Source organism: Roseburia sp. 831b (assembly GCF_001940165.2).
Taxonomy (GTDB): Bacteria; Bacillota; Clostridia; order Lachnospirales; family Lachnospiraceae; genus Roseburia.
Genome location: NZ_CP135162.1, coordinates 1,140,540 through 1,164,955, shown reverse-complemented (window position 1 = coordinate 1,164,955; position 24,416 = coordinate 1,140,540). Strand labels below are relative to the sequence as shown.

Genomic DNA, 24,416 nt, shown 5'->3' with positions numbered 1-24,416 from the left:
TTAGACAGCTTAGTAAAGTGCGCCCATTTATGGCTGTCCTCTACTTTCTTTCACACTATCTATCCTCCTACTATTTGAAACGTTTTAATTAATCAACTGATTTTCGGTTACTTTGGAACCGTCAAGTGCAATATGATCATACAGGGAAAGACCATAGGTTGTCCCCGTTTTTAAAATACTATATTCTTCATTCTGATAAATGACATCAATCTGTTTAAATACGGCGTAGCCCTTGTTGACGTTGTAAACGCCGTTTAAGCTTGCAACATCGGTACCAATGGTGTATTGCTCATTGGAATCAGGCTTTTGCAGGATATCGCCCTTTTGCACGTCCTCGCTGTCGATGTAATAATAGGTATCGTCCGAGTAATAAATGGTTGGTAAAACAAATTCCGTTCCAGAATCTTTCTTTACCAGACAGCCTAAATTACTAGAATCATCTCCCTGCAAAAAGTATGCAATCGGAACTGTGAAAAATTCTTTTTTCGTAATCGCAGAGTTTGGAATTTTAAGTCCGGATTCCTCGGATAATAAAAGTTCAATCTCAAGGTAACGTTCTTTTGCATAGCGGATCATCGCACTTTTCAAGGTCAAAATCAGATAGTTCTGACCATCCTGCTCGCGGATTTCGTAATAGGCATACATGGTCTTGTTGTCTTTTAAAAATTTAATCTCGACAACGGTATGATCTGCAAGCCGTGTTGCCATTGTCTCATCAATCGGCACGATAATATTCCAGATTTCACTGTTTATCATCTTATAAACGGGATCACCGGCAGAAACCGAGACATTCGCTTTTAGATTGGTCTTCTGGTAATTGGACTGCTGGAACATCTCCTTGGTAAAAGAATCCACGGTGACACCCTCAAATCCGTCCACGTAATAGGTGATAACACCGGATTCTGCCGCATTTACCGGATGAAAGGTATTATTATTGATTGCCGTGGAAACATCCTGGGAAAGCGTGTCTAATGCATTCTGGCTTAATGCCTCATTTAGCATGGAATTGACATCATCCCGGAAAGTATAGGTGTTATAAAACTCCTCACGGCTATAACTGTTTTTAAAGTTATCGATGGAGTCTTCGACCTCCGAGAGACTGTCACTGTCCATCTTACTGCCGTCCTGGTTGGCGTCATTGATGGCGCTTGCAATGCTGCCCTCCTCGTCCACCGAATAAACCATCTGGTTGGCTGCGACTTTGGAGGCATCTTTGACATAGTAATTCAAGGAGCCTGTATAATCCGAATAATACGGAACTTCACTTCTTAAAACGAGTCCGCTGTATACGTTATTTTCTGCAATGGTGCCCTGCTGTACTTCATAAACGGAAATGTGATCTTTCGTCAGATAGACAAAAATATTAAAAATCACATACAAAAGAATGATGCTAAAGATGATGACACCGATATTAATATGGATTGGTTTTCGATATTTTACGATTTTTTTATTTTTAGCCAAGGAACTAAAACCGCCTTTTCAAAAAAAATTCAACATATCTATTCTACCATTTTTAAGCGTATAACACAACTTTTGTTCCAAATTATTTCTGCAAAAATAGTAACAAGGATTGTATAAAGACAGGAAAAAGATGTCATACTAACGAAAAGAGATATTTTTTATATTCCAAAAGGAGGATGATCATCTATGAATACCAAATGGTTAGATTATACGCTGCTGACACTTGTCATTATCGGGGCAATCAACTGGGGATTAATCGGATTTTTTCGCTTTGATCTGGTTGCTTTTATTTTTGGAAATATGTCCTGGCTGTCACGTATTATTTATGCGTTGGTTGGAATCGGCGGGCTTTATCTGCTTAGCGCATACGGCAGAATCCGTTCCATGGACGAGACTTAAGGACATTATTCAAGTCAGATATTTCGTAGACAAAAGGAAAAAACGGACATTTGAAACATTCAGATGTCCGTTTTTGACTCTTTTTATGATTCATTTGCATATCCAGAGAGCATCTGGTTCATCAAAAGGTAAAGATTTGACTTACAGTCTGCTTTAAATACGATGGAGATAATAGGCTCATTCTTCTGATTGTAAGAATAAAGAACCAGGCAGTAACCGGCATCTCCGGTAGTTCCGGTCTTTCCACCTACAACTGTAATTCCATCTGGAGCAGTCTGCTTTCCAAGCAGGTATTGGTTTGTATTGTTCCAGGTCTGTGTTGTCGTCTCACCGGATGCATTGCTATAACTGACATCAATCGATTTGGTGCTGATGATATCGACAAACGTCTCATTCGATAAAGCCGCCTGGAAAAACAGATACATATCATATACACTTGTATAGTGATTCACATCAGGAAGACCGTTTGGATTCACAAAATTAGAATTGGTCGCACCAAGCTCTTTTGCTTCTTCGTTCATCAAAGCGGCAAACTGGTCAATGTCACCGGAAATATGCTCCGCAATTGCGATTGCAGCGTCGTTTCCACTTCTTAACAGTAAACCATATAACAAATCTCTCATAGAGATGACGTCACCGGCTTTTAAGTTACAGATGGAAGAATCGGTTGTCTGGTTTACTGCATTTTCACTGATGGTAACCATTTCATTTAAATCGCATTTTTGCAGCGCAATATAAGCGGTCAAAATCTTGGTTGTACTAGCCGGATATAATTTCTTATAGATGTTTTTAGAGTACGTTACGGTATTGGTTGCAAGGTTAAAAACACCTGCACCATCTGCCACCTCAGAGTTTGTGGTATCGGTTCCAATGTCGGTTCCGTCTGTCACACACAGATTTTTGGCAAAATAAGTCGATGTGGTATCTGTGGCAGAATTCTGTCCAGAAGAAAACTGTGTTCCAAAGACATCATAAGGCTGTGCAAGTTCTTTTGTGGATGAACCACAGCTGCATAAGAAAAGCGACATGACACAGACAACACAAAATATACACCGTATTTTTCCAATACGATGTATATTTAGAAAACGAAATTTATTTGTACATTTCACGCCACTCTAAATCTCCTCTGTCTAATGATTTAATCAGCAATTCTGCTGTTGCAAGGTTTGTTGCAAGTGGAATGTTGTGGGTATCGCAAAGACGTACCACGCTGTCAACATCCGGTTCATGAGACTTTGGTGTAAGTGGATCACGAAGGAAGATGACAAGGTCAATTTCATTGTGTTCAATCTGCGCACCAAGCTGCTGTGCACCGCCAAGATGACCTGCTAAATATTTGTGAATATTCAAGTTCGCAACTTCCTCAATCAGTCGTCCTGTTGTTCCTGTTGCAAATAATTCATTTTTGCAAAGGATTCCTCTATATGCAATACAGAAATTTTGCATAAGTTTTTTCTTAGAATCGTGAGCAATTAATCCTATGTTCATTCAAGTTACCCCCTGTTAAAATTTTTTGGGCTGAAGCCCGACATTTAAGACCAGGCCTATACCAATATATAAAGACATTAAAGATGTCAATCCATAGCTTACAAATGGTAATGGAATACCGGTGTTTGGGAAAAGCCCTGTAGCAACAAAGATGTTAACGGTACTTTGAAATCCAATCAGTGCGGCGATGCCACAGCAAATTAGTTTTCCGCTCAAATCTTTTGCTTTTCTAGCAATTAATATACACTCAATTGTGATGAAAAGCAACAAAATTATGATAATAACTGTGCCAATAAAGCCAAGTTCCTCTCCTGCCACCGCAAAAATAAAGTCTGTCTGCGGCTCCAAAATAAACTTTCCATTCTTAACAGAAGTGGCGGCGGAATTGTTTAAACCTTTGCCCCACAACTGTCCGGAACCGATTGCCATAATGGAATTTTGCTGCTGGTAAGCTATGTCTGGGTAATCATCCGGGTACAGCCATGCCATGATACGTTTTAACTGATATGGTTGTATAAACGGAAGTTTGCCCTTTATAATCAAGGCCAATCCAAGTATTCCGGACGGAACACAGATTGCCAGTACCCACCCTACTATTTTATAACTCAAACCGGATACAAACAAGAGGGTAATAAAAATTAATGTTGTAACGATGGTGGTAGATAAATCCGGCTGCTTTAAAATCAAAAGCAGCGGGATACCAACCAGTACAAAGGCGCTAACTAAAGTTTTTGGTGTGTTAATATTGTCTTCATGCTTCATGAAAAAATATGCAAAGAATAACACAATCAAAATCTTGGCAAGCTCAGATGGCTGGAAACGGAATCCACCCATATCAATCCAGCGCTGGGAACCGCCTGTGTTATCACCAATCAATTCTACCAGCACCAAAAGTCCTACCATACCGGCATAAATCAGCCAGGAAAGCTTTAAAAGCATTCCATAGTCGATAAGTGAAACGATAATCATAATAATAATTCCACCTATCATTCCCAAAAACTGCTTGTTTTGTAAGGATGGTTTTGCACTCCCTACTAAAAGAACACCGATAAAGGTAAGAATCACGACATATAAAATTAATTGAAAACGATAATTTTTTATCTTGTACTGTTTAAACATTTTTTTGTTCTAGGCCTCTTTCTTCTCAGAAAAGTCCCCTCGAAAAGACCTCTTCTGATCATCCTTTAGTATAATTTTCACTTCAATATTTTCAGGCGGAATATCCAGATATTTTGTGACAAGCGTACCGACTTCTGCCTGAATCTTTTCGACCGTTTCCTCGTCAATTTCTCTGTGATTTTGCTCTAAGAGAAGGCGAAGGCGTTCTTTTGCAAATCTGTTGGAAAAAGGATATCTGTGTGCTGTCTTCATACAGTCACCTTCTTCCGTTCCTCACGTCTGAAAAAGGAAAAGACAGGTGTCCGTTTTATAGGATACCTCTCGTCAGATGCTCCATAGATGATTGCGTTACAGATTTTCTCATAATCCATTTTCAGGTTGGAATGAATGTTAAAAATCGTTTCGCCCTGGTTTTGACTGATAATTACGGCATTGTCTTTTGGAATCGTGCCAAGCAGCGGACGTTCTAAAACTTCCTCAACATCGGTATTGGATAACATATGACCGCGTTTTACCATTTTTTTGTCATAACCGTTTAGTAAGACATCAATTTTTGGTATCTTTTGATGCTCTAAAAGCTGTAAGACGCAATCTGCATCATGAAGGGAGGCAATCTGCGGAGTTGTCACAACGATTGCCCGGTCAATTCCAGAAATTGCATTGAAAAATCCCTGCTCAATTCCGGCTGGACAGTCAACTAGAATATAGTCAAACTGTTCCTTTAAATCCTGAAAAAAAGTTTTCATCCGCGTGGGCGTAATCTGGCATCCAGCCCTTGCCTGTGCGGATGGAATGACATAGAGATTCGGAAAGCGTTTGTCTTTGATCAATGCCTGTTTCAAGCGGCATTTTCCATTTAAAACATCTGCAATCGTATAAAGAATCCGATTCTCAAGTCCCATAACTACATCCAGATTTCGTAAGCCGATATCAGCATCCACCAATACGACTTTTTTATCTAACTGTGAAAGTCCTGCGCCAACGTTGGCTGTTGTAGTTGTTTTCCCAACGCCGCCTTTACCTGATGTGAAAGTGATTACTTCACTCATCAAGAATGACCTCCTGTTATGATTTGGTACCGGTTAAAAGGAAAATTCTTCTAACGGTACAATATGAATAATCCCCTCGGAGACAGAAGCTATCTTTGCCTCCGGAGTCTTATTTTTGGATTTAAAAGAAAAGCGGTTGCGTTTTTCTTCTCTTTGATAGCAGTTTGATCCAATCATAAAACGGTTCGGGTCAAACTGGGTTGCTGCGATGACAGAAGTATCATCGCCTTTGGCACCGGCTTGTACTTTACCTTGTAACAAGCCTAATACAATTACATTTCCAACCGAAATAACGGTTGCAGTCGGAGGCACATCCCCCATAATAAGGAGGCTCTCCGTAGACTCTAAAACTTGTCCATCTTTTAGGGAACCCCTGTAAATGGAACTGCTGGAGGCTTTTTTTGCGACCGGTACAGGTTCCGGTTCTAGCTCTACCAGCGCTTTTGTTTTTTGACGAATGACTTCTTCTGTCACTGCATCATGGTTTAAAATACAAAGAATCTGAATTCGGGTGTTTGAGGAAATGGCATCTACAATCTGGTTTTCCTCTTCTTCTGACAATTCACGCCCACCAAAGGAAATCGCAACCTTGGCGTTTTTAAAAAAGTTTTCCGATTCTTTAAATTTCTTTACAATTTCTTCTAGCAATGTTGGAAAAGGAAGGGACGGATTCAAATGTAGATGAAGCCCGTTCTTTTCACTTTTCAGGATGACTGCCTGTTCCATGTTTTGTCACCTCCTAGTCCGTAAATCCATTTGAGGTCGCATTCAGATTTTCTGCCTGACCATTCAATAGTTCATCTTCACTTTCAATGTTGAAATAATATGCCATAATATTGCGGGATACTTCTGCCGCATTGTGGGAAGAATATCCGTATGCAATACGTGTTGCAATTGTAATTTCCGGGTTGTTATAAGGTGCATACCCAACAAACAGCGCGTGGTTCGGACGTGTCGGTGTCTGCTGTGCCGTACCGGTTTTTCCGGCAACCTCAACCGGGAAGTTTGCAAAATATTCAGAAAGACTGTCGGTTACCACCATGCGCATACCGCTGTGGATGGCATCCCAGGAGAAAGCATCTAAAACATCCACGGTATTTTTTACCGTTGGTCCATAAGTCTCAAGCACCGTACCGTCGGAACTTGTCACCTTGCTTAAAAGGCTGTAATTATATACCGTTCCGCTGTTTGCAATCGCTGTGACATAGCGGGATAACTGAACCGTGGTGTAGTTATTATTACTCTGTCCGATTGCTGCCATGACAGGATAACTGTCTGCCTCATTCGGGTCATTTTCCTGAATCTCGATACCGGTTGTATCATTTAATCCATAAAGTGATGCGTATTTTTGAATCTTTGAGATACCAAGTGCATCGTCATATGCCGTTGTATAGTTGTTTGTGGCAAGTCTGTAACCCACTTCATAGAAAAAGTAGTTACAGGAATCACGGATTGCCTCGGAAACATTGATATTTCCATGGGTAAATCCTGGATACGCCCAACATTCCGGTTCATTGCTGACGTTCATGTACTTACCTAAGTCATTGATTTGTTCTGTTGTTGTAATCACATGCTCCGCAAGACCTGCAGTTGCAGATACCATCTTAAAGGTAGATCCAGGTGCAGTTCGCTGCTGTGTCGCATAGTTATAAAGCGGCAGGGACAAATCTGAATTCAAGGAATTAAAGTAGTCGGCATCAACCGTATTGGCAAGCTTGTTATTGTCATATCCCGGATAAGACACAAGCGCTAAAATATTTCCGGTATTCGGGTCTGAGATAACACAGGAGCCGGAACATGGATCTAGCGCAAGCTGAGCCGGTGTAATCTCTAAATTTTTGATTTTTTCTTTCATAAAATCATAGGCACTGATATTACCATTTGTCAATGCGGCAATTTCCTCATCATCATAGGTAAGAACGCCCTGATCATACAAAATCAGGCAAAGCTGCTGACCGGATATCGCATCCTCTTTAATCATATACTGATAAACAAGTTTGGAAAAGGATAAATCTGTCGATAAATCCCCTAAAATATAATCGCACAAAGCCTGATAGATTTCTGCGGAATCCGCATATTTTTCGTCTACGGCAAATGTGGTAATGTCAATCCAGCCTTTTGAAATCGCATGGTTTAAATATTCAGACGGACCAATCGTACCCTCTTTCCATGCCTGATAAACCTCGTCCGAGGTATCAATCTTATCGGTAAGAAGTACTTTGTTTGATTTCAAAAAGGAAATGACATAGGTGATGTAATCCTGCATTTCGGATGACATACTTGCAAACGGTGTATTTGTACTGCCGTTTAATTCAGCCTCTACCATAGAAAGTGAGGTTGACTGACGGGAGGCGAATGCCTGATAAACAGCGCGCTCGGTTGCGCTTGCATCGTCTGCCTCAAAATGATCGGTGTCAATGACATTGTTGTTAATCAATGCAAAGTAGACATCATCAATTGGAATCTTAATGTCGGATGCACTTGCAGCGCTAGAGGAGTCGTAGTTTTTGATATTTTCAATCTTGCTATAAACAATTCCCGCAATCTCCTGCTCTAACAGGTCATAAACCGCTTTTTGTAAATCTGCCCGGATAGAAAGATAGACATCATTTCCGGAACTGGATTCCTTCCGGTCAATAACTTCAACCGCTTTTCCAAGGTAGTCTACATAGAGTTTTTCGTATCCTTTTTTTCCTTGCAGCTGTGTATCCATATATTGTTCGATACCGGCTTTTCCGACGATATCATTTAAAGTATAACTGTCATCATCTTTTGACAGGGTGTCGTATTCCTCCTGGGAAATCTTACCCGTGTATCCGATGATGGACGCAAAATATTTGCTGTCGTTGTATTTTCGAATCGTATCCTCTACTACCTCTACACCCTGAATCTCATTCGAGTGCTCACTGATGTAGGCAACGGTATTTTCGGATACGTTTGATGCAATGGTAGTCGAAATGTATTTCTTGTAACTGTTTTCATACATTCCATATCGGACTACTACGATTTCGTAAAGCTCTTTCTGGGAATAGGTTGGAACATTTTCATCCCCAACATTAATTCGAAATTGTTCTTTACTGGAAAGATATTCGATTACCTGATCCGGTGTTGCTTCTGCCGGATTATAGTTAAGATGAAGCTTTTTCCCATAAGCTAACGTCAGGTTATCATAAGAAGTAGAACCATAAACATCCGCAAGAAAACGTTTTAAAGCGGTTCCGCTTACGTTAAATGCATAAGTTCCATCATCATTTAAGGAAACTTCAAAATCATTGTCAATGCTGTCTCCGTTTTTCTCTAAAGCAGAGATAATGGTTGCAATCTCAGCGTTTAAGGAAATGTTTTTTTCTTTTGTAGAATCGTAGTTACCATTATCTTCAATTGTAATGGAATAGGCGAGTTCATTGTATGCCAGTAAATTTCCCTCAGAATCATAAATATTACCACGTGTACCATTGATAGTACGCTCTTTTACAATTTTGAGTTTATAATTCTCCTGATAGCTTTTTCCATTTACGACCTGTAAGACAAAAACGCGTAAAATCATAATGCCAAACAACACAATCATGACAATGGCAGCCACGAGAAGTCTGGATTTTAGTATGTCTTTCAAAAAATCTTTTATATGCTCAAACAAACTTACTTGCGCTCCTTTTTTCTATCACTTCAAGACGTTGATTTATTTTGAGGATTACAAAATATAAAAATATCGTAATCAGCATGGTATATACCAGTTCCGGTAAAATAATGTGGAACAGATAGTATCCAATCTGGAATTTCCCGCGGAAGAAGAATCTTAAAATATAAATGACAAAGTTGCAGGTCAAATCACTTCCTGCAATCAACGCCAATGGAAGTTTAATATCCTCCGGGAAAAACATTTTGCGGAAACATCCGTTGATATAACCAATGTACATATAAAGCAACGCATAAAAGCCTAATATACTTCCGCTAAAAATATCTAGCAGTAAGCCGCTAAAAAAGCCAATCCATAACCCTTCTTTTTTCCCTCGCATAAAACCAAACGATGCTGTCACAATAATCAGCAGGTTGGGTGAGATAGATGCGAATGATAATGCCTGAAAAAGTGTCGTCTGCAGTAAGAAACAGACGGCTATTATGATAAAAACTGTGATTTTTCTTCTCATCTTAATCCTCTACTGTCTGTTTCTTATCCAAAATGACTAAAACTTCTTCCATATGCTCAAAATCTACGGCAGGTGTGATGGTTCCAGATTTTGTCAGATTATTAGAATCTGTCTTGATGGAACTGATATAACCAATTAAAATGCCTTGCTGGTATTCGGTGGAGACATAGGAGGTCACAACCGGATCTCCAACCTGAACCTGATCATCAGAATCGCGAAGATTCGAAAAATTAATGACCATATCTTCATTCATGCTCTCTAAATTACCGGAGACAATCAGATTATCAGAGGTTGTAGAAACCATACCACTTACTTTTCTGGTATCATCGATAATCGAACATATTTTCGCATAGTTTGGTCCGACGTCAGTGACAATTCCAACCAGACCGCTGCCGGCGATTACATTCATATCTTTTTCAATACCATCATCGGAACCTTTATCAATCGTAAAGGTAGAGAACCAGTTGCCACTGCTTTTGCCAATAACATTTGCAGCAACTTTTTTGTAACTTGGATATTTCTGATCCAGGTCGTACAGTTCTCTTAAATTTTCTAATTCGTATTGCTCTAACTTTGTTGTATTCAGTTCGGAAGTCAGCTTATCAACCTGGCTTTGCAACTCTTTGTTCTCTGCCATAACATCATTTAAGCTTTTTAGTGCAGATGCCTTGTTTGAAATCCATTCTCCAACAGAATTAATTCCTTTTTGCATTGGGACAAAGACAACGCCAGCTGCGGTGTTTAAAGGGCCACCGGATATGTTGAGTGTAAAACTGACCAACATACCAACAACACAGATTCCGGTCAACCCAATCAAAAGGTATTTTGCTGGAAAATTAAATTTTGATTTCCGTCTCATATTTGCTCCTATTTCAAAATTTTATTCTTAAGACTAAAGGAAAGATGTTTGAATTTCTCGTCGGAAACAATCTTTACAAGTCCTCTTACGACACATTCTTCCGGATTCTCACAGGTGTTAATCTGAATACCGGTAATCTCCTGGAATAAGGTATCTACATCGTGAATCAAAGATCCGCCACCGGTAATGTAAATTCCAGAGTGGATGATATCTTTTGCAAGTTCTGGTGGAGTTTTCTCTAAAATCATTTTGATGGAGTTACAGATGGAAGCAAGGTTGTCCTTGATTGCCTCATAGATAACATCTGCTGTCACTTCCATCTCAATTGGAAGACCGCTTACCACATCACGTCCTACCACAACCATAGAATCTGTTCTTCCAGCGATTCCGGAACCTAAAATCTCCTTCAAAGACTTTGCGGTTTTTTGTCCAATTACCAGGTTGTAGGTTCTCTTAATGTAATTGATGATGGATTCGTCCAAACGGTTACCGCCAAAGTGAAGCAAATCACTTAATACGAGGCCACCCAATGAGATAACAGAAATCTCGGTAGTGTCTGCTCCCATATCAACTACCATGATACCGGTTGGTTCGTTGACATCAAGTCCGAGTCCAACCGCATCTGCAATTGGTTTTTCACAAAGGAGTACATTCTTTGGTTTCATTCTGCTCTTGAAAAACATCTCAAAAAAGGCACGCTTTTCAACGTCTGTAATATCGGTTGGCACTGCTACAATAAAGTCAGCACCTTTTACTTTTCCCTTCATATGTTTTTCCAAGAAATCAAAAATCATATTCTGTAAATTATTGAAATCTGCGATTACACCACTGACAACCGGAAATGTTACCTGAATGGTTTCCGGTGCTTTTTCATACATCGCGTATGCAGCATCTCCATAGGAATAAATCTGGTCTTTCTGCACCAGTGCGATTGTATTTTTCTCGTTTAAGATCTTGCCACTGGATTTGCAATAAATCTTCATATTGCATGTTCCAAGATCAATTCCGTAAATGTTGTTTGTCATTCTTTTCTCCCTTCGGACGTATCTTATGTAAGAAGTCCTCTTTCTCTAAAACTAAAGTATTGATTATCACCTATAATGATATGATCTGCCAAATCAATTCCAAGAAGTTCGCCGCCTTTTGCAATTTTCTCGGTTGCAATCATGTCTTCTTTCGAAGGCGTCGGATTCCCACTTGGATGGTTGTGCAGCAGAATCAGATAAACGGCTTTTTTCTCAAAAGCTTTTAAAAAGATTTCGCGCGGCGATACAAAGGATGTATTGACGCTGCCAACGCTGATTATGGCATCGCCTATCCAGTCACATTTGGTGTTAAACATTGCAACAATCAATTGCTCCTGCTGTTCATGTCTTAACTGCTCCATATAGTATGCTGCAACCGTGGCTGCATCTGTCATACAAAGTGGATCTTTGCGCTTTGATTTCACAATCCGTTTGGTAAGCTCTGCAACACATTTTAACTGTATCGACTTTACTTTTCCAATACCCGGAAGGCTTTGTAACTCTTCTAACGATAAGTCAAACAGATTCAAAAGATTTTGATTGCGTTCCATCAAAATTGACTGTGCAAGCTGGATGGAACTTCCGCTTGCTCCTCCAAAACGAAGGATGACAGCAAGTAATTCTGCATCACTTAATGCGGCTGGTCCGTAGTGTTCGAATTTCTCATAAGGACGCTCAGACATTGGTAAATCTTTCACTTTTGGGTACTGATTCATACATTCTCCTGTCTACTCTCCCAACAGTCATTTATGTCAACCAGTATCTACTCAAAAACTCACATAATATTCTAGCACAACAAGTCGAGGTTCACAAGTTTTCGTTCATAAAGTTTTTGCAAAGACATCAGAATTCCTAATTTTGCATGATACCAGGTAAGTCCGCCCTGGAAATATACGGCATACGGTGGCTTGATTGGACCGTCTGCGCTTAATTCAATGGAGGAGCCTTGTACAAATGCACCTGCCGCCATGATAACGTCGCTGTCATACCCTGGCATTGCCCATGGCTCTGGGGTTACATAGCTGTCAACCGGTGCTGCAGCCTGGATTCCCTCACAGAAAGCACACATGGCATCTGGATTTCCAAATGTAATGGCCTGAATGATATCATGTCTGGATTCTGTTGCATTTGGGACAACCGAAAAACCTAATTTTTCATAGATATTTGCAGCAAAGATAGCGCCCTTTAAGGCTCCGCTTACAACGGTTGGTGCAAGGAAAAATCCCTGGTAGAAGGACTGGATAACACCAAGGGATGCTCCGACTTCTTTTCCAAGTCCTGGTGATGTCAAACGATACGCTGCATTTTCCACGCATTCTTTTTTTCCTACGATATAACCGCCGATTGGGGACAATCCGCCACCTGGATTTTTGATTAAGGAACCGACAATCATGTCTGCCCCGACTTCAAGCGGCTCTCTTTCTTCTACGAATTCGCCGTAACAGTTATCCACCATGCAGATGACGTCCGGTTTGATATTTTTAATAAAGGAAATCAATTCCCCGATTCTTTTGACGGAAAGTGTTTTTCTTGGAGCGTATCCTTTGGAACGCTGGATGGTCACCAATTTTGTCTTTTCATTGATGGCCTTTTTGATTCCCTCGTAGTCAAATTCGCCGTCTTCTAACAGGTCAACCTGACGGTAAGAGACGCCGTACTCTGCCAAGGAGCCTTTGGATGGACGGATTCCAATCACTTCCTCTAAGGTGTCGTATGGTTTTCCAACAGGGGATAATAATTCGTCACCAGGGCGAAGATTTGACATCAAAGCCAAGGCTAAGGCATGGGTACCACAGGTAATCTGTGGGCGAACCAGCGCGTCCTCACCCTTAAAGCATGATGCGTACACCTGTTCTAGCGTGTCACGTCCTAAATCATTGTATCCATAACCGCTTGTGCTGTTAAAACACTCGGCACTGACACGGTTATCCTGCATTGCCTTGATGACTTTCATCTGATTAAATTCTGCACGCTCATCGATTTCTTTAAAACGCTCTTTTAAAGATTCTTCAATCTTTTCTCCAAATTCATAAACTTCTTTGCAAATTCCTAATTGCTCGTACTGAGCCTCCATTAACTTACTCATGTTACCGGTAAATCTCCTTTTCTTTCAGTATCTGAATCATATCGCACAAAATAACGTCATCGCGATAATCATATTTTTCTTTATCAAACCAGATGACATCCCGCTCTCTTTTAAACCATGTCAACTGGCGTTTTGCAAAATGTCTGGTTTCTTTTTTGATTTTTAAAACAGCCTCATCTAAGGTTATCTTTCCATCGAGGGCATCTAGAATCTCTTTGTAGCCCAAGCCTTGCATGGAAACCATATCCCTGTGATAGCCCATCGCTTTTAAATTTTTTACTTCATCTAAAAGTCCCTGCTCCATCATTAGATCGACACGTTTTTCAATCCGTTCATAAAGGTGCGTGCGGTCGTCTGTTAGTACAAAGTAGGCAAACTGGTACGGAGATGTCTTTTCCCGCTCTGTCTCGTTGTGTTCGGATATTTTCTGCCCGGACAAATGATAAAACTCCAAGGCCCGTATCACACGTTTTACATTGTTTGCATGGATGGCCTCGGCTGATTTCGGATCAACCTCACGAAGCATCTCATGGAGGACATCAGCTCCTTTTTCTTTTGCAATCTGTGCTAAGGATTCACGGTATGCTTCGTCACATTCCTGGTCTGTAAAATCAATGTCATATAAAAGTGCCTGTATGTAAAAGCCGGTTCCGCCTGTCACAATCGGAATCTGGCCGTTGGCGTAAATTTCATTCAATGCAGCCTTTGCCAATTCCACAAATTTTACAACATGGAATTCCTCCTGTGGCTCTAACACATCAATCAGATAGTGAGGAATGCCCTGCATCTCTTCTTTTGTAATTTTTGCGGAACCAATATCCATGTGACGGTAAACCTGCATGGAATCTGCGGAAATAATCGCGCCGTTTATGGCTTTTGCAAGGTCAATGGAAAGTGCTGTTTTCCCGACCGCAGTCGGTCCTGTCAAAATAATCATCGGTTTTTTACACATTGTAGAAACCTTTCTTCCTGCTATTGTCATTATTTTTGAAATAATTGTGATTGTTTATACAATTCGTTTAAATTTCTTTTCAATCTCGTATTTGGTCATGGAAATAATCGTTGGCCTTCCGTGCGGACAATGGTAGGGATTTTCCAATTGCAAAAGTTCATCAATCAATGTCTCAATCTCAGGACGGCTTAGGTGGTTATTCCCTTTCACCGCAGCTTTACAAGACATCGAAGCTACTTTTTCTAAAATGACAGTTGGGCCATCTTTTCCGCTAAGCGTTGTAAAATCGTCTAGCATTTCAAGAAACATGGTTCTTACATCAATCCCGGAAAAGTCTGCCGGGATTCCATTGACCGCGTATTCTTTTCCACCGAAATGCTCGACAGAATAGCCGAACGTTGCAATCGTATCCTTGTATTTTTGCAGCATCTCTACTTCCTGCGGCTGTAAAGTTAAAATAATGGGTGGACTTAAAACCTGGGAATCAAATGATTTTTCTTTGATTTTTGCCATGGTTTTTTCATATAATACCTTTTCATGTGCTGCATGCTGGTCGATGATAAACAACTTGTCCTCATATTCAATCAGCCAGTAGGTATCAAACAGCTGCCCTATTATTTTATGCTTTTTCCTTGCATCTTTTGTCAAAAACTGACTGCTAAGACCTGCCAGTTCCTGCTGTTCGTATGTTGTTTCATCTAAGGCACTTGATGTGGTTTCAAAATTTGTGGGCTGATTTTGTAAGTCCATACTTTTCGTTTCCTCTGCTTTTTTTGCGAGAAACTCAGAGACAGACAACGATTTTGTTGAAACTGATTTTTGAATTGGCAAAGTTGTATCTATTTCCAGTGGCTTTGCCACATCCTCCGGTGCCTTTGCCGCAGTCTGATAGGTACTATTCTCCGCTACCGTATCGACTGGCTTATGATTGCGGTAAACCGGGTCCGGGCGCGTTGGGTACTTTCTTTCGTAGGGACTGTCGATGGCTACTGATTTTCGAATATCATTGATTCTTCGTACTTCAAATGGTTCTGGAACATGCGGGATTGCGGGCTTGTTCTTAGCCTTTTCCTCTTTTTCATCAACAGGGACATCCGCGATGAAGTCCTTATGCGCCAAAAGGTTTCGAATTCCTTCATAGAGCGCTTTATAGATGGCCTCCTGATTGCCAAAACGAAGTTCCATTTTGGTTGGATGTACGTTGACATCTAATTCATCCTGTTCCATCGTAAAATGAAGCACGCAAAATGGATACTGGTGCTGCATCAGATATCCTTTGTATGCTTCCTCGATGGCACGTGCAATCAACGAACTTTTGATATATCTTCCATTGATAAAATAATTTTCAAACGTGCGGTTCCCACGAAATACATTTGGTTTTCCAATAAATCCCTCTGCCTTAAAGTATGGCGTTTCAATCGAAACCGGCAGTAAAGATGCCGCAATATCACGACCGTAGATGTGATAAATCAAATCCTTTTGGTTGGAATTTCCAGACGTGTGCATTTTGGTCTGCCCGTTTTGGATATATTTAAACGAAATATCCGGGTGGGACAATGCAAGCCGTTCCACCAGATCACTGATGTAATTTGCCTCCGTCGGGGCTGATTTTAAAAACTTTTTACGCGCCGGTGTGTTGTAAAACAGATTTCGAACTAAAAATGTAGTTCCATCCGGTGCACCAATCTCCTCTAACTCTTTTTCTTTGGAACCTTCAATCACATAACGTGTTCCGGTCATGGCTTCGAGTGGCTTTGTGATAAGTTCTACCTGTGCGACTGCAGCGATACTCGAAAGTGCCTCACCACGGAAGCCTAAGGAGTGGACACACATTAAGTCTTCTACGGATTTGATTTTGCTTGTGGAATGACGCAAAAATGCAAGTGGCACCTGATTTTTTTCGATGCCACATCCGTTGTCGGTAATACGGACAAAAGAGATGCCACCTTCTTTAATCTCGATGGTGACTGCGGTCGCTTTTGCATCAATTGCATTTTCGACAAGCTCTTTTACAACAGAGGATGGTCGTTCAATCACTTCACCGGCTGCAATTTTATCAATGGTTTCCTGACTAAGCAATGTAATTTCTGGCATTCTCTTTCCTCCTTTTCCGGTTACCGTCTGATGTTACCAACGGTTTTTTAGTTTGTTCTGAAGCTCATAGAGCTTATTTAACGCTTCGATTGGTGTTAAATTTCCAAGATTGATTTCTTCTAATTCCTTGATGATGTCATCGTCTCTTACCGTGTCAAAAAGGGACATCTGGGTCAAATCTACTTCATCGAGCCGCTCTTTTTTCTTTTTCGGTGTGTGGCCGTTGTCGACCGTAATATTTTTGGCAATCTCTGTGATATCGTTTGCACTTAATTCATCGACAATCTCTTTGGCACGGTTTAAAACAGATTCCGGCACGCCGGCAAGCTTGGCAACCTGGATACCATAACTCTTATCTGCACCGCCTTTTACAATCTTACGAAGGAAAACAATATCATCGCCTTTTTCTTTTACTGCGATGCAATAATTATGTACATTGTTCAGTTTGCCTTCTAGCTCGGTCAGCTCATGATAATGTGTTGCAAAAAGTGTTTTGGCGCCTAACAGCTTTGGATTGCTGATATGCTCGACCACTGCCCACGCAATGCTGAGTCCGTCGAATGTGCTTGTTCCGCGTCCGATTTCATCTAAAATCAAAAGCGAATTGCTGGTTGCATTTCGAAGAATATTGGCAACCTCTGTCATTTCGACCATGAAGGTACTCTGACCGCTTGCAAGGTCATCGGATGCACCGACACGGGTAAAGATGCGGTCAACAATTCCGATTTTTGCGGAGGCTGCAGGCACAAAGCTTCCAATCTGAGCCATCAGGACAATCAGAGCAGTCTGTCTCATGTAAGTGGACTTTCCTGCCATGTTCGGCCCTGTGATGATGGCAATCCGATTGTTGCCATTGTCAAGATAAGTATCGTTATCGATAAACATATCATTGGTAATCATTTTTTCCACGACCGGGTGGCGTCCGTTTTTGATGTCAATGACACCGTTTTCACTCATCTTTGGCCGGCAGTAATTGTTCTGGTCTGCCACAAGTGCAAGGGAGACAAAGACGTCTAGATTTGCAATTGCTTTTGCGGTCTTTTGGATACGGACCACCTCTGCGGCGACTTTGTTACGGATTTCACAAAACAGGTCATATTCTAAGGACACTAATTTATCCTCCGCACCAAGAATCATATCCTCTAATTCTTTTAACTCCGGCGTGATATAGCGCTCTGCGTTAGCAAGCGTCTGCTTTCTGGTAAAGTAATCCGGTACAAGTTCTTTGTAGGAATTGGTAACCTCTAAGTAGTAGCCAAAAACTTTGTTATATTTGATTTTTAAGTTCTTGATTCCGGTTTTCTCCCGCTCCTTTTGCTCTAGCTCTGCAAGCCAGGTCTTACCCTCGGTCTTGGCATTTCGGAAACGGTCAATCTCTTCGCTGTAATTTTCTTTTAAAATGCCGCCCTCACGGATGGTAATCGGAGGTTCTTCCTGAATCGAGGCATCTATCAGGGTATAGATGTCCTCCAGGGAATCCATATCAGCTTGAATCTCCTGAAGCAATTCTCCCTTAAAATCGCCAAGCAAGGTTTTGATTGGTGGAATCATACCGATGGAATTTTTGAATGCAATCAAATCTCTTGGATTTGCCGTCTGATAAGTCACTCTAGTAATCAGACGCTCTAAGTCATAGATTGGATTTAAGTATTCGCGAAGTTCCTCACGGTTAATCATATTCTGATTGATTTCTTCAATTGCATCCTGACGTTTTTTGATTTCGTCGATATCAATCAAAGGCTGTTCGACATAGGAGCGAAGCATTCTTGCCCCCATTGCAGTCTTGGTCTTATCCAAAACCCAAAGCAGGGAACCACGTTTTTGTTTTTCACGAAGTGTCTCTACCAGTTCTAGATTTCGTCTGGTAGAACTGTCGATAATCATATATTTTCCGGTTGAATAGGGATGAATCGCAGAGATATGGTCTAGGCTTCTCTTCTGAGTCTCATAGAGGTATTTTAGCAAAGCTCCGGCCGCAATCAAACCACATTCGTAGTCATGAAGTCCAAGACCCTCTAAGCTATTGACTTTAAAATGTTCTTTTAAGGTAGTCTCTGCTAACTCGTCACTGAAATACCAGGATTCGAGAGAATAAATGGTGATTCCAAGACGGTTTTTCATATCGTCGATGTCTACACCACTCATGTAAAAAGCTTCGTTGCAGACAATCTCAGACGGAGAAAATTTATTGATTTCATCGATTAATTTCCGCTCGGAATCCACTTCGGTCACGTAATAATCTCCGGTCGAAACATCTGCGATGGAAATTCCGTATTTATCTGCAATATAAGTGATGCACATGATGTAATTGTTTTTGGATTCATCGAGTGCCTGCATATCCAGGTTGGTTCCAGGTGTCACAATACGCACCACTTCTCTTTTTACCATTCCTTTTGCAAGTTTAGGGTCTTCGACCTGCTCACAGATGGCAACCTTGTAACCTTTTTGCACCAGTTTATTCAAATAACCTTCTACGGCGTGGAACGGAACCCCGCACATCGGTGCACGTTCTTCCATTCCACAGCTTTTTCCGGTTAACGTAAGCTCTAATTCTTTCGATACGGTAATGGCATCCTCAAAAAACATTTCGTAAAAATCGCCCAAGCGGTAAAATAGGATACAATCCTTATATTCTTCCTTTGTCTGCAGATAATGCTGCATCATCGGTGTATATTCTGCCATTTTCTATTGCCTTTCCTGTTCGTTCTTTCTAATTGCTTCTGCTACTTTTAATCCGTCCATCGCAGCGGATGTGATACCGCCTGCGTAACCGGCGCCCTCTCCGCAAGGATAGACACCTTTGTAATTTGCCATAAAATTTGCATCTCTTGTAATTCTTACCGGTGAGGAAGTTCTGCTTTCTATGCCGCTAAGAATCGCATCTTCTCTGTCAAAATCTTTGATTGCTTTTGAAAAATGGTGCATCCCCTCGATAAAGGATGCTTCCATCTCATCCGAAAGCAATCCTCTTAAATTGCAAAAGGCGCGCGCTCCCTTTGTCATGGAAGAAAATGTCCCATAAGAAGTGGATGCCTGGTTTTTGCAGTAATCGCCAAACAACTGCTGTGGAATTTTTCCATTGCAAAGCTCGTGGGCTTTCTTTTCTAATTCCATCTGGAAGGCAACCCCGCTAAGAGGTCCAACTCCCGGGAAATCGTCTGGTGTCACCGATACGATAATTGCACTGTTTGCATTCTTACTGTTTCGGTCAGAGTAACTCATGCCATTTACCGCAAGATGTCCTTCCATCGAGGAGGCATTGACGACATATCCACCCGGACACATACAAAAGGAATAAACACCTCTGCCATTCTCTAAGTTTGCGGTCACCTTATAAGGCGCTGCTGGAAGCTTATCCCAGTACAAATCGCCATACTGGGTCTTGTTCATCATCTCCTGCGGATGTTCCACACGGAATCCAACGGCAAATGATTTTGCCTCCATCTCAAACTGGTGTTTATACAATACTTTAAATGTGTCTCTGGCACTGTGACCGATTGCAAGTACGCATGTAGTTGCATCAATCCATTCGGCGTGGTTTAGCTCCAGGGCACACAGGCATCCTTGTTCAAAACGAAAATCCGTCACACAGGTTTCAAAGCGAAACATCGCTCCATGCTCTGTCATGAAATTTCGCATATTTGCAATCACAACAGATAAAATATCCGTTCCAATGTGTGGCTTATTCTCATACAAAATCTTTTCCGGCGCACCGAATTTTACAAATGTCTCTAATACAAAACGATTGCGCCCAATGGGATCTTTGACCAGTGTATTTAATTTTCCATCCGAAAAAGTTCCGGCACCGCCCTCCCCAAACTGTACATTCGAAGATGGGTCTAAAACACCCGTCTCCCAGAACTTTAAGACATCCGTTGTACGATCTTCTACCTTTTTCCCACGCTCAAGAACAAGCGGTTTTAAACCAGCTAACACAAGCGCATAGGCACAGAACAGTCCCGCAGGACCGGCACCAATGATAACGGGTCTTACCGGTTCACTTGTCTCATAATTAATTTTGAGAATATGATATTCTTTTGGAATGATAGGGGTAATATTCCGGTCGTGAAGATGCTTTAGAACTTTCTCTTCGTGCTCTACGCTTACATTGACGGAGTAAACCAAAGATAGTTCCGGCTTTTTTCGCGCATCAATCGATTTTTTTACAATCTCATACTCTTTTATCTGCTCTTTTGAAATTTTAAGAGCCTTTGCAATCTTGCCAGGTAATGCACTTTTTTCGTGTTCGATTGGCAATTTGATTTGGTTGATTCGTATCATATTTGTAACTATGCCTTTCCTAAGCCCGCTTTTTCATTTGCAGACACTGCTTCTGCCATATGTTTTCCGGCAACGTAACCGCTTGACCATGCCCACTGCAAGTTATATCCGCCACAGGTTCCATCGATATCAATGACTTCCCCTGCAAAGTAAACACCGGGAAACACTTTCGATTCCAATGTTTTTGAATCAATTTCTGCGGTTTTGACACCGCCGGCGCAAACCTGTGCCTGCTCAAACGATTTCGTTCCAATTACATCTACACGCAGTTTTTTTATGGTGTTCGAAAGCAAATCAAGCTGTGATTCTGTCACATCTTTTGCCGGAACATGCAGTGCAATCTGGCTTTCTTTTAACAAAACCGGAATTAATTTTTTGTGAAAAAGACCAATCAGACTTTCCTCCGCCGTCTTGTTTTTCCCAAACAAATGCATCCGCTCGGATAGCAGTTGTTTTAAGGCTTTCTTTCCAAGACTTGGCTGAAAATCTAAAAGTATGTAGACCTCTTTTTTCTGCTTTAATGCTTTGGATGCAAATCGGCTCAACTGAAAAATAGGGATTCCGGACACACCAAAATCCGTTAATTGAAGTTCCCCGGATTCACTTGTCGAAAAAGCGCCATCTATGTATAAATTTGCCTGAATTTCTGCACGAATTCCTGCAAGAGCCTTGAAAAATGGCTGTTTTCCCTGCAATTGCACGAGTGCTGGCACAATATCTGCAAAATGATGTCCTAATTTTTCAATATATGGAATTGCGCTTCCGTCACTTCCTGATTTTGGAGAAGCCTTTAATCCGGTCGAAAATAATATCTTTTTTGCGCAAAAACAACCAAGATTGGTTGAAACTTCGAATCCATCCTTCTTTTTGGAAATGGAAGTTATCGTACAGTCTGTCTCAATCGCAACCTTTTGATAGGATAATTCCATGCGTAAAACGTCTAGCACAGATGCAGCCTGTTCGCTTGCCGGATAATAATAACCATTCTTAATTTTCGGGGAAATACCAAGCTCCTCAAAAAATGTTACGGTCTCCTCAAAGCCAAACTGCTCAAAAACAGGCAGTACAAATGCAGGGTCATCGCCACGATACTTTGCAATCCCCTGCTTACTATTTGTATAATTACATTTACCGTTTCCGGTCGCTAAAATCTTTTTTCCAACACGATCCATGTGTTCTAAAATCACGGTCTTTGCTCCACATCTTGCAGCACTGATTGCAGCGACAAGACCCGAAGCGCCTCCACCAATGATTAAAACGTCATAATCTTTTTGTTTCTTTTGGTTCAATCTTCTATTCTCCTTAAATACCATGGTCAATTTTAGCACACCAAAAGAAAACATTCAATGTTGAATTGCCCTTTTTCCGTTAGCTTGAATAGTTTTCCAGAAAATCATATACGGCTTCTATCGAAGAAAATTTCTTGCCGGAGCAAACCTCTTCCTGTTGTTCTTTTGAGAGGACATCATAAGGGATATGACTCTCAAAATAAACGGTTTTTCCGTCTTTTTCATAGACGACGAGGTATCCATCCCGTTCAAACATAATATACTGGTATGGTTCTTGTATCTGCATGCTCTCGGTCATTTTTTCTTCTTGTTTTTTCGCTTCTTCGTTTTGCACGGCGTCTTTTGTTTGATAAAATTTTTCATCCTTTTCGTTCTGGATTTGATACCCGGCAAATAAAATGCCGCCTAGAATCAGAACGCAAAAAATGCAAATCACTACTGTTTTTTTCATTTACATCACCACAGATAGTATTTGCATTTTTTTGGATTTTATTCTATTTAAAGGCGAATCAGATGCAATTTTTTGGCAAGTGCAATGATTTTCCCGCCCTTTGGCAGACGTTCTAAGTCTTCCTCATCCATGCCCCGTAACAAGAGCATGACAACCAGATAGACGATGATTCCCACAACGATTGCAGACAAAGTGGAAACCGTGTTGTTTGCAAATGCTTTTTGAAGCAGAAAATAAACAAGCCATACTGCTCCACCCATAATGAGTGAAGAAACTGCCGGAAGCAAAATCGTTTTCTTTATCTTAGAACGATATCCGCTGTATTTTTTTACGGAGTGGTCGTTTAAGATGCACATGAAAAGACCAAATGCTGCATTTGAAAAAATAACCGCATAGATGTTCCATTTCAGCCAGTACATCATTGCACAGAGCAAAATAATATGAAGCACTAACGCAATAATTGCATTTTTTACAGGTTCTTTCATACGATTGATTCCCTGTAATAAGCCGTTCGATAAGGTCGATACGGAAAAGAACAGAATCGAGACTGCTCCAGACCATAACATGCTTGCCGCAAGCATCGAATCATCACGAAACAGAAGCTGTAAAATCGGTGACGCCAACACTGCCATTCCAACGGTACACGGAAATGCAACTATCATAATAAAACGAATCGCGGTATAAATCTGCGTTTTCACCAGTTCTCTTTTCCCGCTTGTGTACGCTGCCGTCAACATTGGAACAGACGACGCCGCAAGTGCAGACGCAATCGAAATTGGCACATTGATTAACGTTTTGTATTTTCCGCTGTATTTTCCCCACCAGATACTAATCTCATCGGCAGAGTATCCTTGTGCAGTGGCAATGTTTTTAAACAAAGCCTGATCGATAATAGAACTACAATTGTAAATTGCTGTGCTAAGCAGCACTGGAATCACCGTTATGATTAAAATCCGAAACGTCTCCTGATAGGAACTGACATCGCGGTTCCTGGCACGCCTCATCTGACGTTTGTATGCCTTTTGGTAAAGGAGAAACACAAGGAGGACAAAAAGCAGCGCAACAAGAGCACCAACATTCGTTCCAAGGGTACCGCCTGCAGCACCATAAGCTGCCCGGTATTCGGTTTCATTTCCAAGAATCGCACCTACTTTGCTTCCATAGGAAACGAGAACATAGGCAGCCCATACACTCACAACGGCATTCGCAACCTGTTCCAAAATCTGGGAAATTGCACTTGGCATCATGGTTCCAAGTCCTTGGAAAAAGCCACGCAGGACACCTAAGATAGCAACCACAAGCAGGGTTGGTGCTAAAATCTTAACAGCAAATACACTGTAAGGTGTTTTCATAATTCTTGATGTAATAAATTCTGCGCCAAAAAACAGAACGAAACCTGCAATCACACCGGATATTGTTGCAAACAAAAACGCACATTTTAACGTCCGATAAACGTTGTTGCGTCTTCCTTTTGCAAGTTCCGCGGATACAAGTTTCGATACTGCCAAAGGCAGACTGTAAGACGAAATAATCAGCAGAATATTGTATATTTCAAAGGCGCATCCATAATAATCATTTCCCACATCACCAATAATCTTGGTGAGTGGGATACGATATACCAATCCTATGATACGGCTTATAATGGATGCCATTGCCAGAATGGATCCTTGTACTAGAAAATTCGAACTACTTCCTTCTTTTTTCTTCATCGTAAT

At 41.0% G+C, this 24,416-nt stretch carries 21 protein-coding genes; 1 reads left to right on the top strand and 20 read right to left on the bottom strand.

Annotated features, from left to right (window positions below; all coding sequences use genetic code 11):
* Nucleotides 1-84: 84 nt before the first annotated feature.
* Complete coding sequence (locus BIV16_RS05345; protein WP_075678884.1) at nucleotides 85-1,461, bottom strand: HlyD family efflux transporter periplasmic adaptor subunit; 1,377 nt, start codon at nucleotides 1,459-1,461, stop codon at nucleotides 85-87.
* 186 nt (nucleotides 1,462-1,647) lie between these two features.
* Between BIV16_RS05345 and BIV16_RS05340 the strand changes: the two genes are divergently transcribed.
* Entirely contained in the window at nucleotides 1,648-1,860 is a 213-nt protein-coding gene (locus tag BIV16_RS05340) for a DUF378 domain-containing protein (RefSeq protein WP_075678886.1), read from the top strand.
* 83 nt (nucleotides 1,861-1,943) lie between these two features.
* Here the strand turns inward: BIV16_RS05340 and BIV16_RS05335 are convergent, their stop codons facing one another.
* The 19 genes from BIV16_RS05335 to BIV16_RS05245 form a co-directional block, all read right to left on the bottom strand.
* The gene (locus BIV16_RS05335) at nucleotides 1,944-2,888 is read right to left on the bottom strand and encodes a D-alanyl-D-alanine carboxypeptidase family protein (protein ID WP_143524682.1); all 945 of its coding nucleotides are present in this window, start codon (nucleotides 2,886-2,888) and stop codon (nucleotides 1,944-1,946) included.
* 64 nt (nucleotides 2,889-2,952) lie between these two features.
* Nucleotides 2,953-3,348: a methylglyoxal synthase gene (locus BIV16_RS05330; protein WP_075678888.1), complete on the bottom strand. Its 396-nt coding sequence runs from the start codon at nucleotides 3,346-3,348 to the stop codon at nucleotides 2,953-2,955.
* Between the two features lie 15 nt (nucleotides 3,349-3,363).
* Nucleotides 3,364-4,467, bottom strand: a complete 1,104-nt coding sequence (locus tag BIV16_RS05325; protein ID WP_075678890.1) for an FtsW/RodA/SpoVE family cell cycle protein — start codon at nucleotides 4,465-4,467, stop codon at nucleotides 3,364-3,366.
* Between the two features lie 9 nt (nucleotides 4,468-4,476).
* On the bottom strand, nucleotides 4,477-4,719 hold the full coding sequence (locus BIV16_RS05320) for a cell division topological specificity factor MinE (protein WP_075678892.1): 243 nt from the start codon (nucleotides 4,717-4,719) through the stop codon (nucleotides 4,477-4,479).
* Complete coding sequence (gene minD / locus BIV16_RS05315) at nucleotides 4,716-5,516, bottom strand: septum site-determining protein MinD (RefSeq protein ID WP_075678894.1); 801 nt, start codon at nucleotides 5,514-5,516, stop codon at nucleotides 4,716-4,718. Before minD ends, BIV16_RS05320 begins: the two co-directional genes overlap by 4 nt.
* Before the next feature lie 33 nt (nucleotides 5,517-5,549).
* A complete protein-coding gene (locus BIV16_RS05310; RefSeq protein ID WP_075678896.1) occupies nucleotides 5,550-6,242 on the bottom strand; it encodes a septum site-determining protein MinC in 693 nt (230 codons plus the stop codon).
* A 13-nt stretch (nucleotides 6,243-6,255) separates the two neighbouring features.
* Nucleotides 6,256-9,129: a penicillin-binding transpeptidase domain-containing protein gene (locus BIV16_RS05305; RefSeq protein ID WP_330546456.1), complete on the bottom strand. Its 2,874-nt coding sequence runs from the start codon at nucleotides 9,127-9,129 to the stop codon at nucleotides 6,256-6,258.
* 16 nt (nucleotides 9,130-9,145) lie between these two features.
* Nucleotides 9,146-9,664 carry a rod shape-determining protein MreD gene (gene mreD / locus BIV16_RS05300; protein ID WP_075678900.1) on the bottom strand — a complete coding sequence of 173 codons (519 nt, stop codon included), beginning with the start codon at nucleotides 9,662-9,664 and terminating at the stop codon, nucleotides 9,146-9,148.
* A 1-nt stretch (nucleotide 9,665) separates the two neighbouring features.
* Nucleotides 9,666-10,523: a rod shape-determining protein MreC gene (gene mreC / locus BIV16_RS05295; protein ID WP_075678902.1), complete on the bottom strand. Its 858-nt coding sequence runs from the start codon at nucleotides 10,521-10,523 to the stop codon at nucleotides 9,666-9,668.
* Between the two features lie 8 nt (nucleotides 10,524-10,531).
* On the bottom strand, nucleotides 10,532-11,548 hold the full coding sequence (locus BIV16_RS05290) for a rod shape-determining protein (protein WP_075678904.1): 1,017 nt from the start codon (nucleotides 11,546-11,548) through the stop codon (nucleotides 10,532-10,534).
* A gap of 23 nt (nucleotides 11,549-11,571) precedes the next feature.
* Nucleotides 11,572-12,264 carry a RadC family protein gene (gene radC, locus BIV16_RS05285; protein ID WP_075678906.1) on the bottom strand — a complete coding sequence of 231 codons (693 nt, stop codon included), beginning with the start codon at nucleotides 12,262-12,264 and terminating at the stop codon, nucleotides 11,572-11,574.
* A gap of 71 nt (nucleotides 12,265-12,335) precedes the next feature.
* Entirely contained in the window at nucleotides 12,336-13,634 is a 1,299-nt protein-coding gene (locus BIV16_RS05280) for a methionine gamma-lyase family protein (protein WP_075678908.1), read from the bottom strand.
* 1 nt (nucleotide 13,635) lies between these two features.
* Entirely contained in the window at nucleotides 13,636-14,586 is a 951-nt protein-coding gene (miaA, locus tag BIV16_RS05275) for a tRNA (adenosine(37)-N6)-dimethylallyltransferase MiaA (protein ID WP_075678910.1), read from the bottom strand.
* 54 nt (nucleotides 14,587-14,640) lie between these two features.
* Nucleotides 14,641-16,680 carry a DNA mismatch repair endonuclease MutL gene (gene mutL, locus BIV16_RS05270; protein WP_075678912.1) on the bottom strand — a complete coding sequence of 680 codons (2,040 nt, stop codon included), beginning with the start codon at nucleotides 16,678-16,680 and terminating at the stop codon, nucleotides 14,641-14,643.
* A gap of 33 nt (nucleotides 16,681-16,713) precedes the next feature.
* The gene (gene mutS / locus BIV16_RS05265) at nucleotides 16,714-19,362 is read right to left on the bottom strand and encodes a DNA mismatch repair protein MutS (RefSeq protein ID WP_083624998.1); all 2,649 of its coding nucleotides are present in this window, start codon (nucleotides 19,360-19,362) and stop codon (nucleotides 16,714-16,716) included.
* Between the two features lie 3 nt (nucleotides 19,363-19,365).
* Nucleotides 19,366-20,961 (bottom strand): NAD(P)/FAD-dependent oxidoreductase, encoded by a 1,596-nt coding sequence (locus BIV16_RS05260; protein WP_075678914.1) that lies wholly within the window; start codon nucleotides 20,959-20,961, stop codon nucleotides 19,366-19,368.
* A gap of 8 nt (nucleotides 20,962-20,969) precedes the next feature.
* Nucleotides 20,970-22,250 (bottom strand): NAD(P)/FAD-dependent oxidoreductase, encoded by a 1,281-nt coding sequence (locus tag BIV16_RS05255; protein ID WP_242940299.1) that lies wholly within the window; start codon nucleotides 22,248-22,250, stop codon nucleotides 20,970-20,972.
* Nucleotides 22,251-22,329: 79 nt separating this feature from the next.
* Nucleotides 22,330-22,701 carry a hypothetical protein gene (locus BIV16_RS05250; RefSeq protein ID WP_075678916.1) on the bottom strand — a complete coding sequence of 124 codons (372 nt, stop codon included), beginning with the start codon at nucleotides 22,699-22,701 and terminating at the stop codon, nucleotides 22,330-22,332.
* A gap of 47 nt (nucleotides 22,702-22,748) precedes the next feature.
* Nucleotides 22,749-24,410, bottom strand: coding sequence for a putative polysaccharide biosynthesis protein (locus BIV16_RS05245; RefSeq protein WP_075678918.1), 1,662 nt, complete (start codon nucleotides 24,408-24,410; stop codon nucleotides 22,749-22,751).
* Nucleotides 24,411-24,416 lie beyond the last annotated feature (6 nt).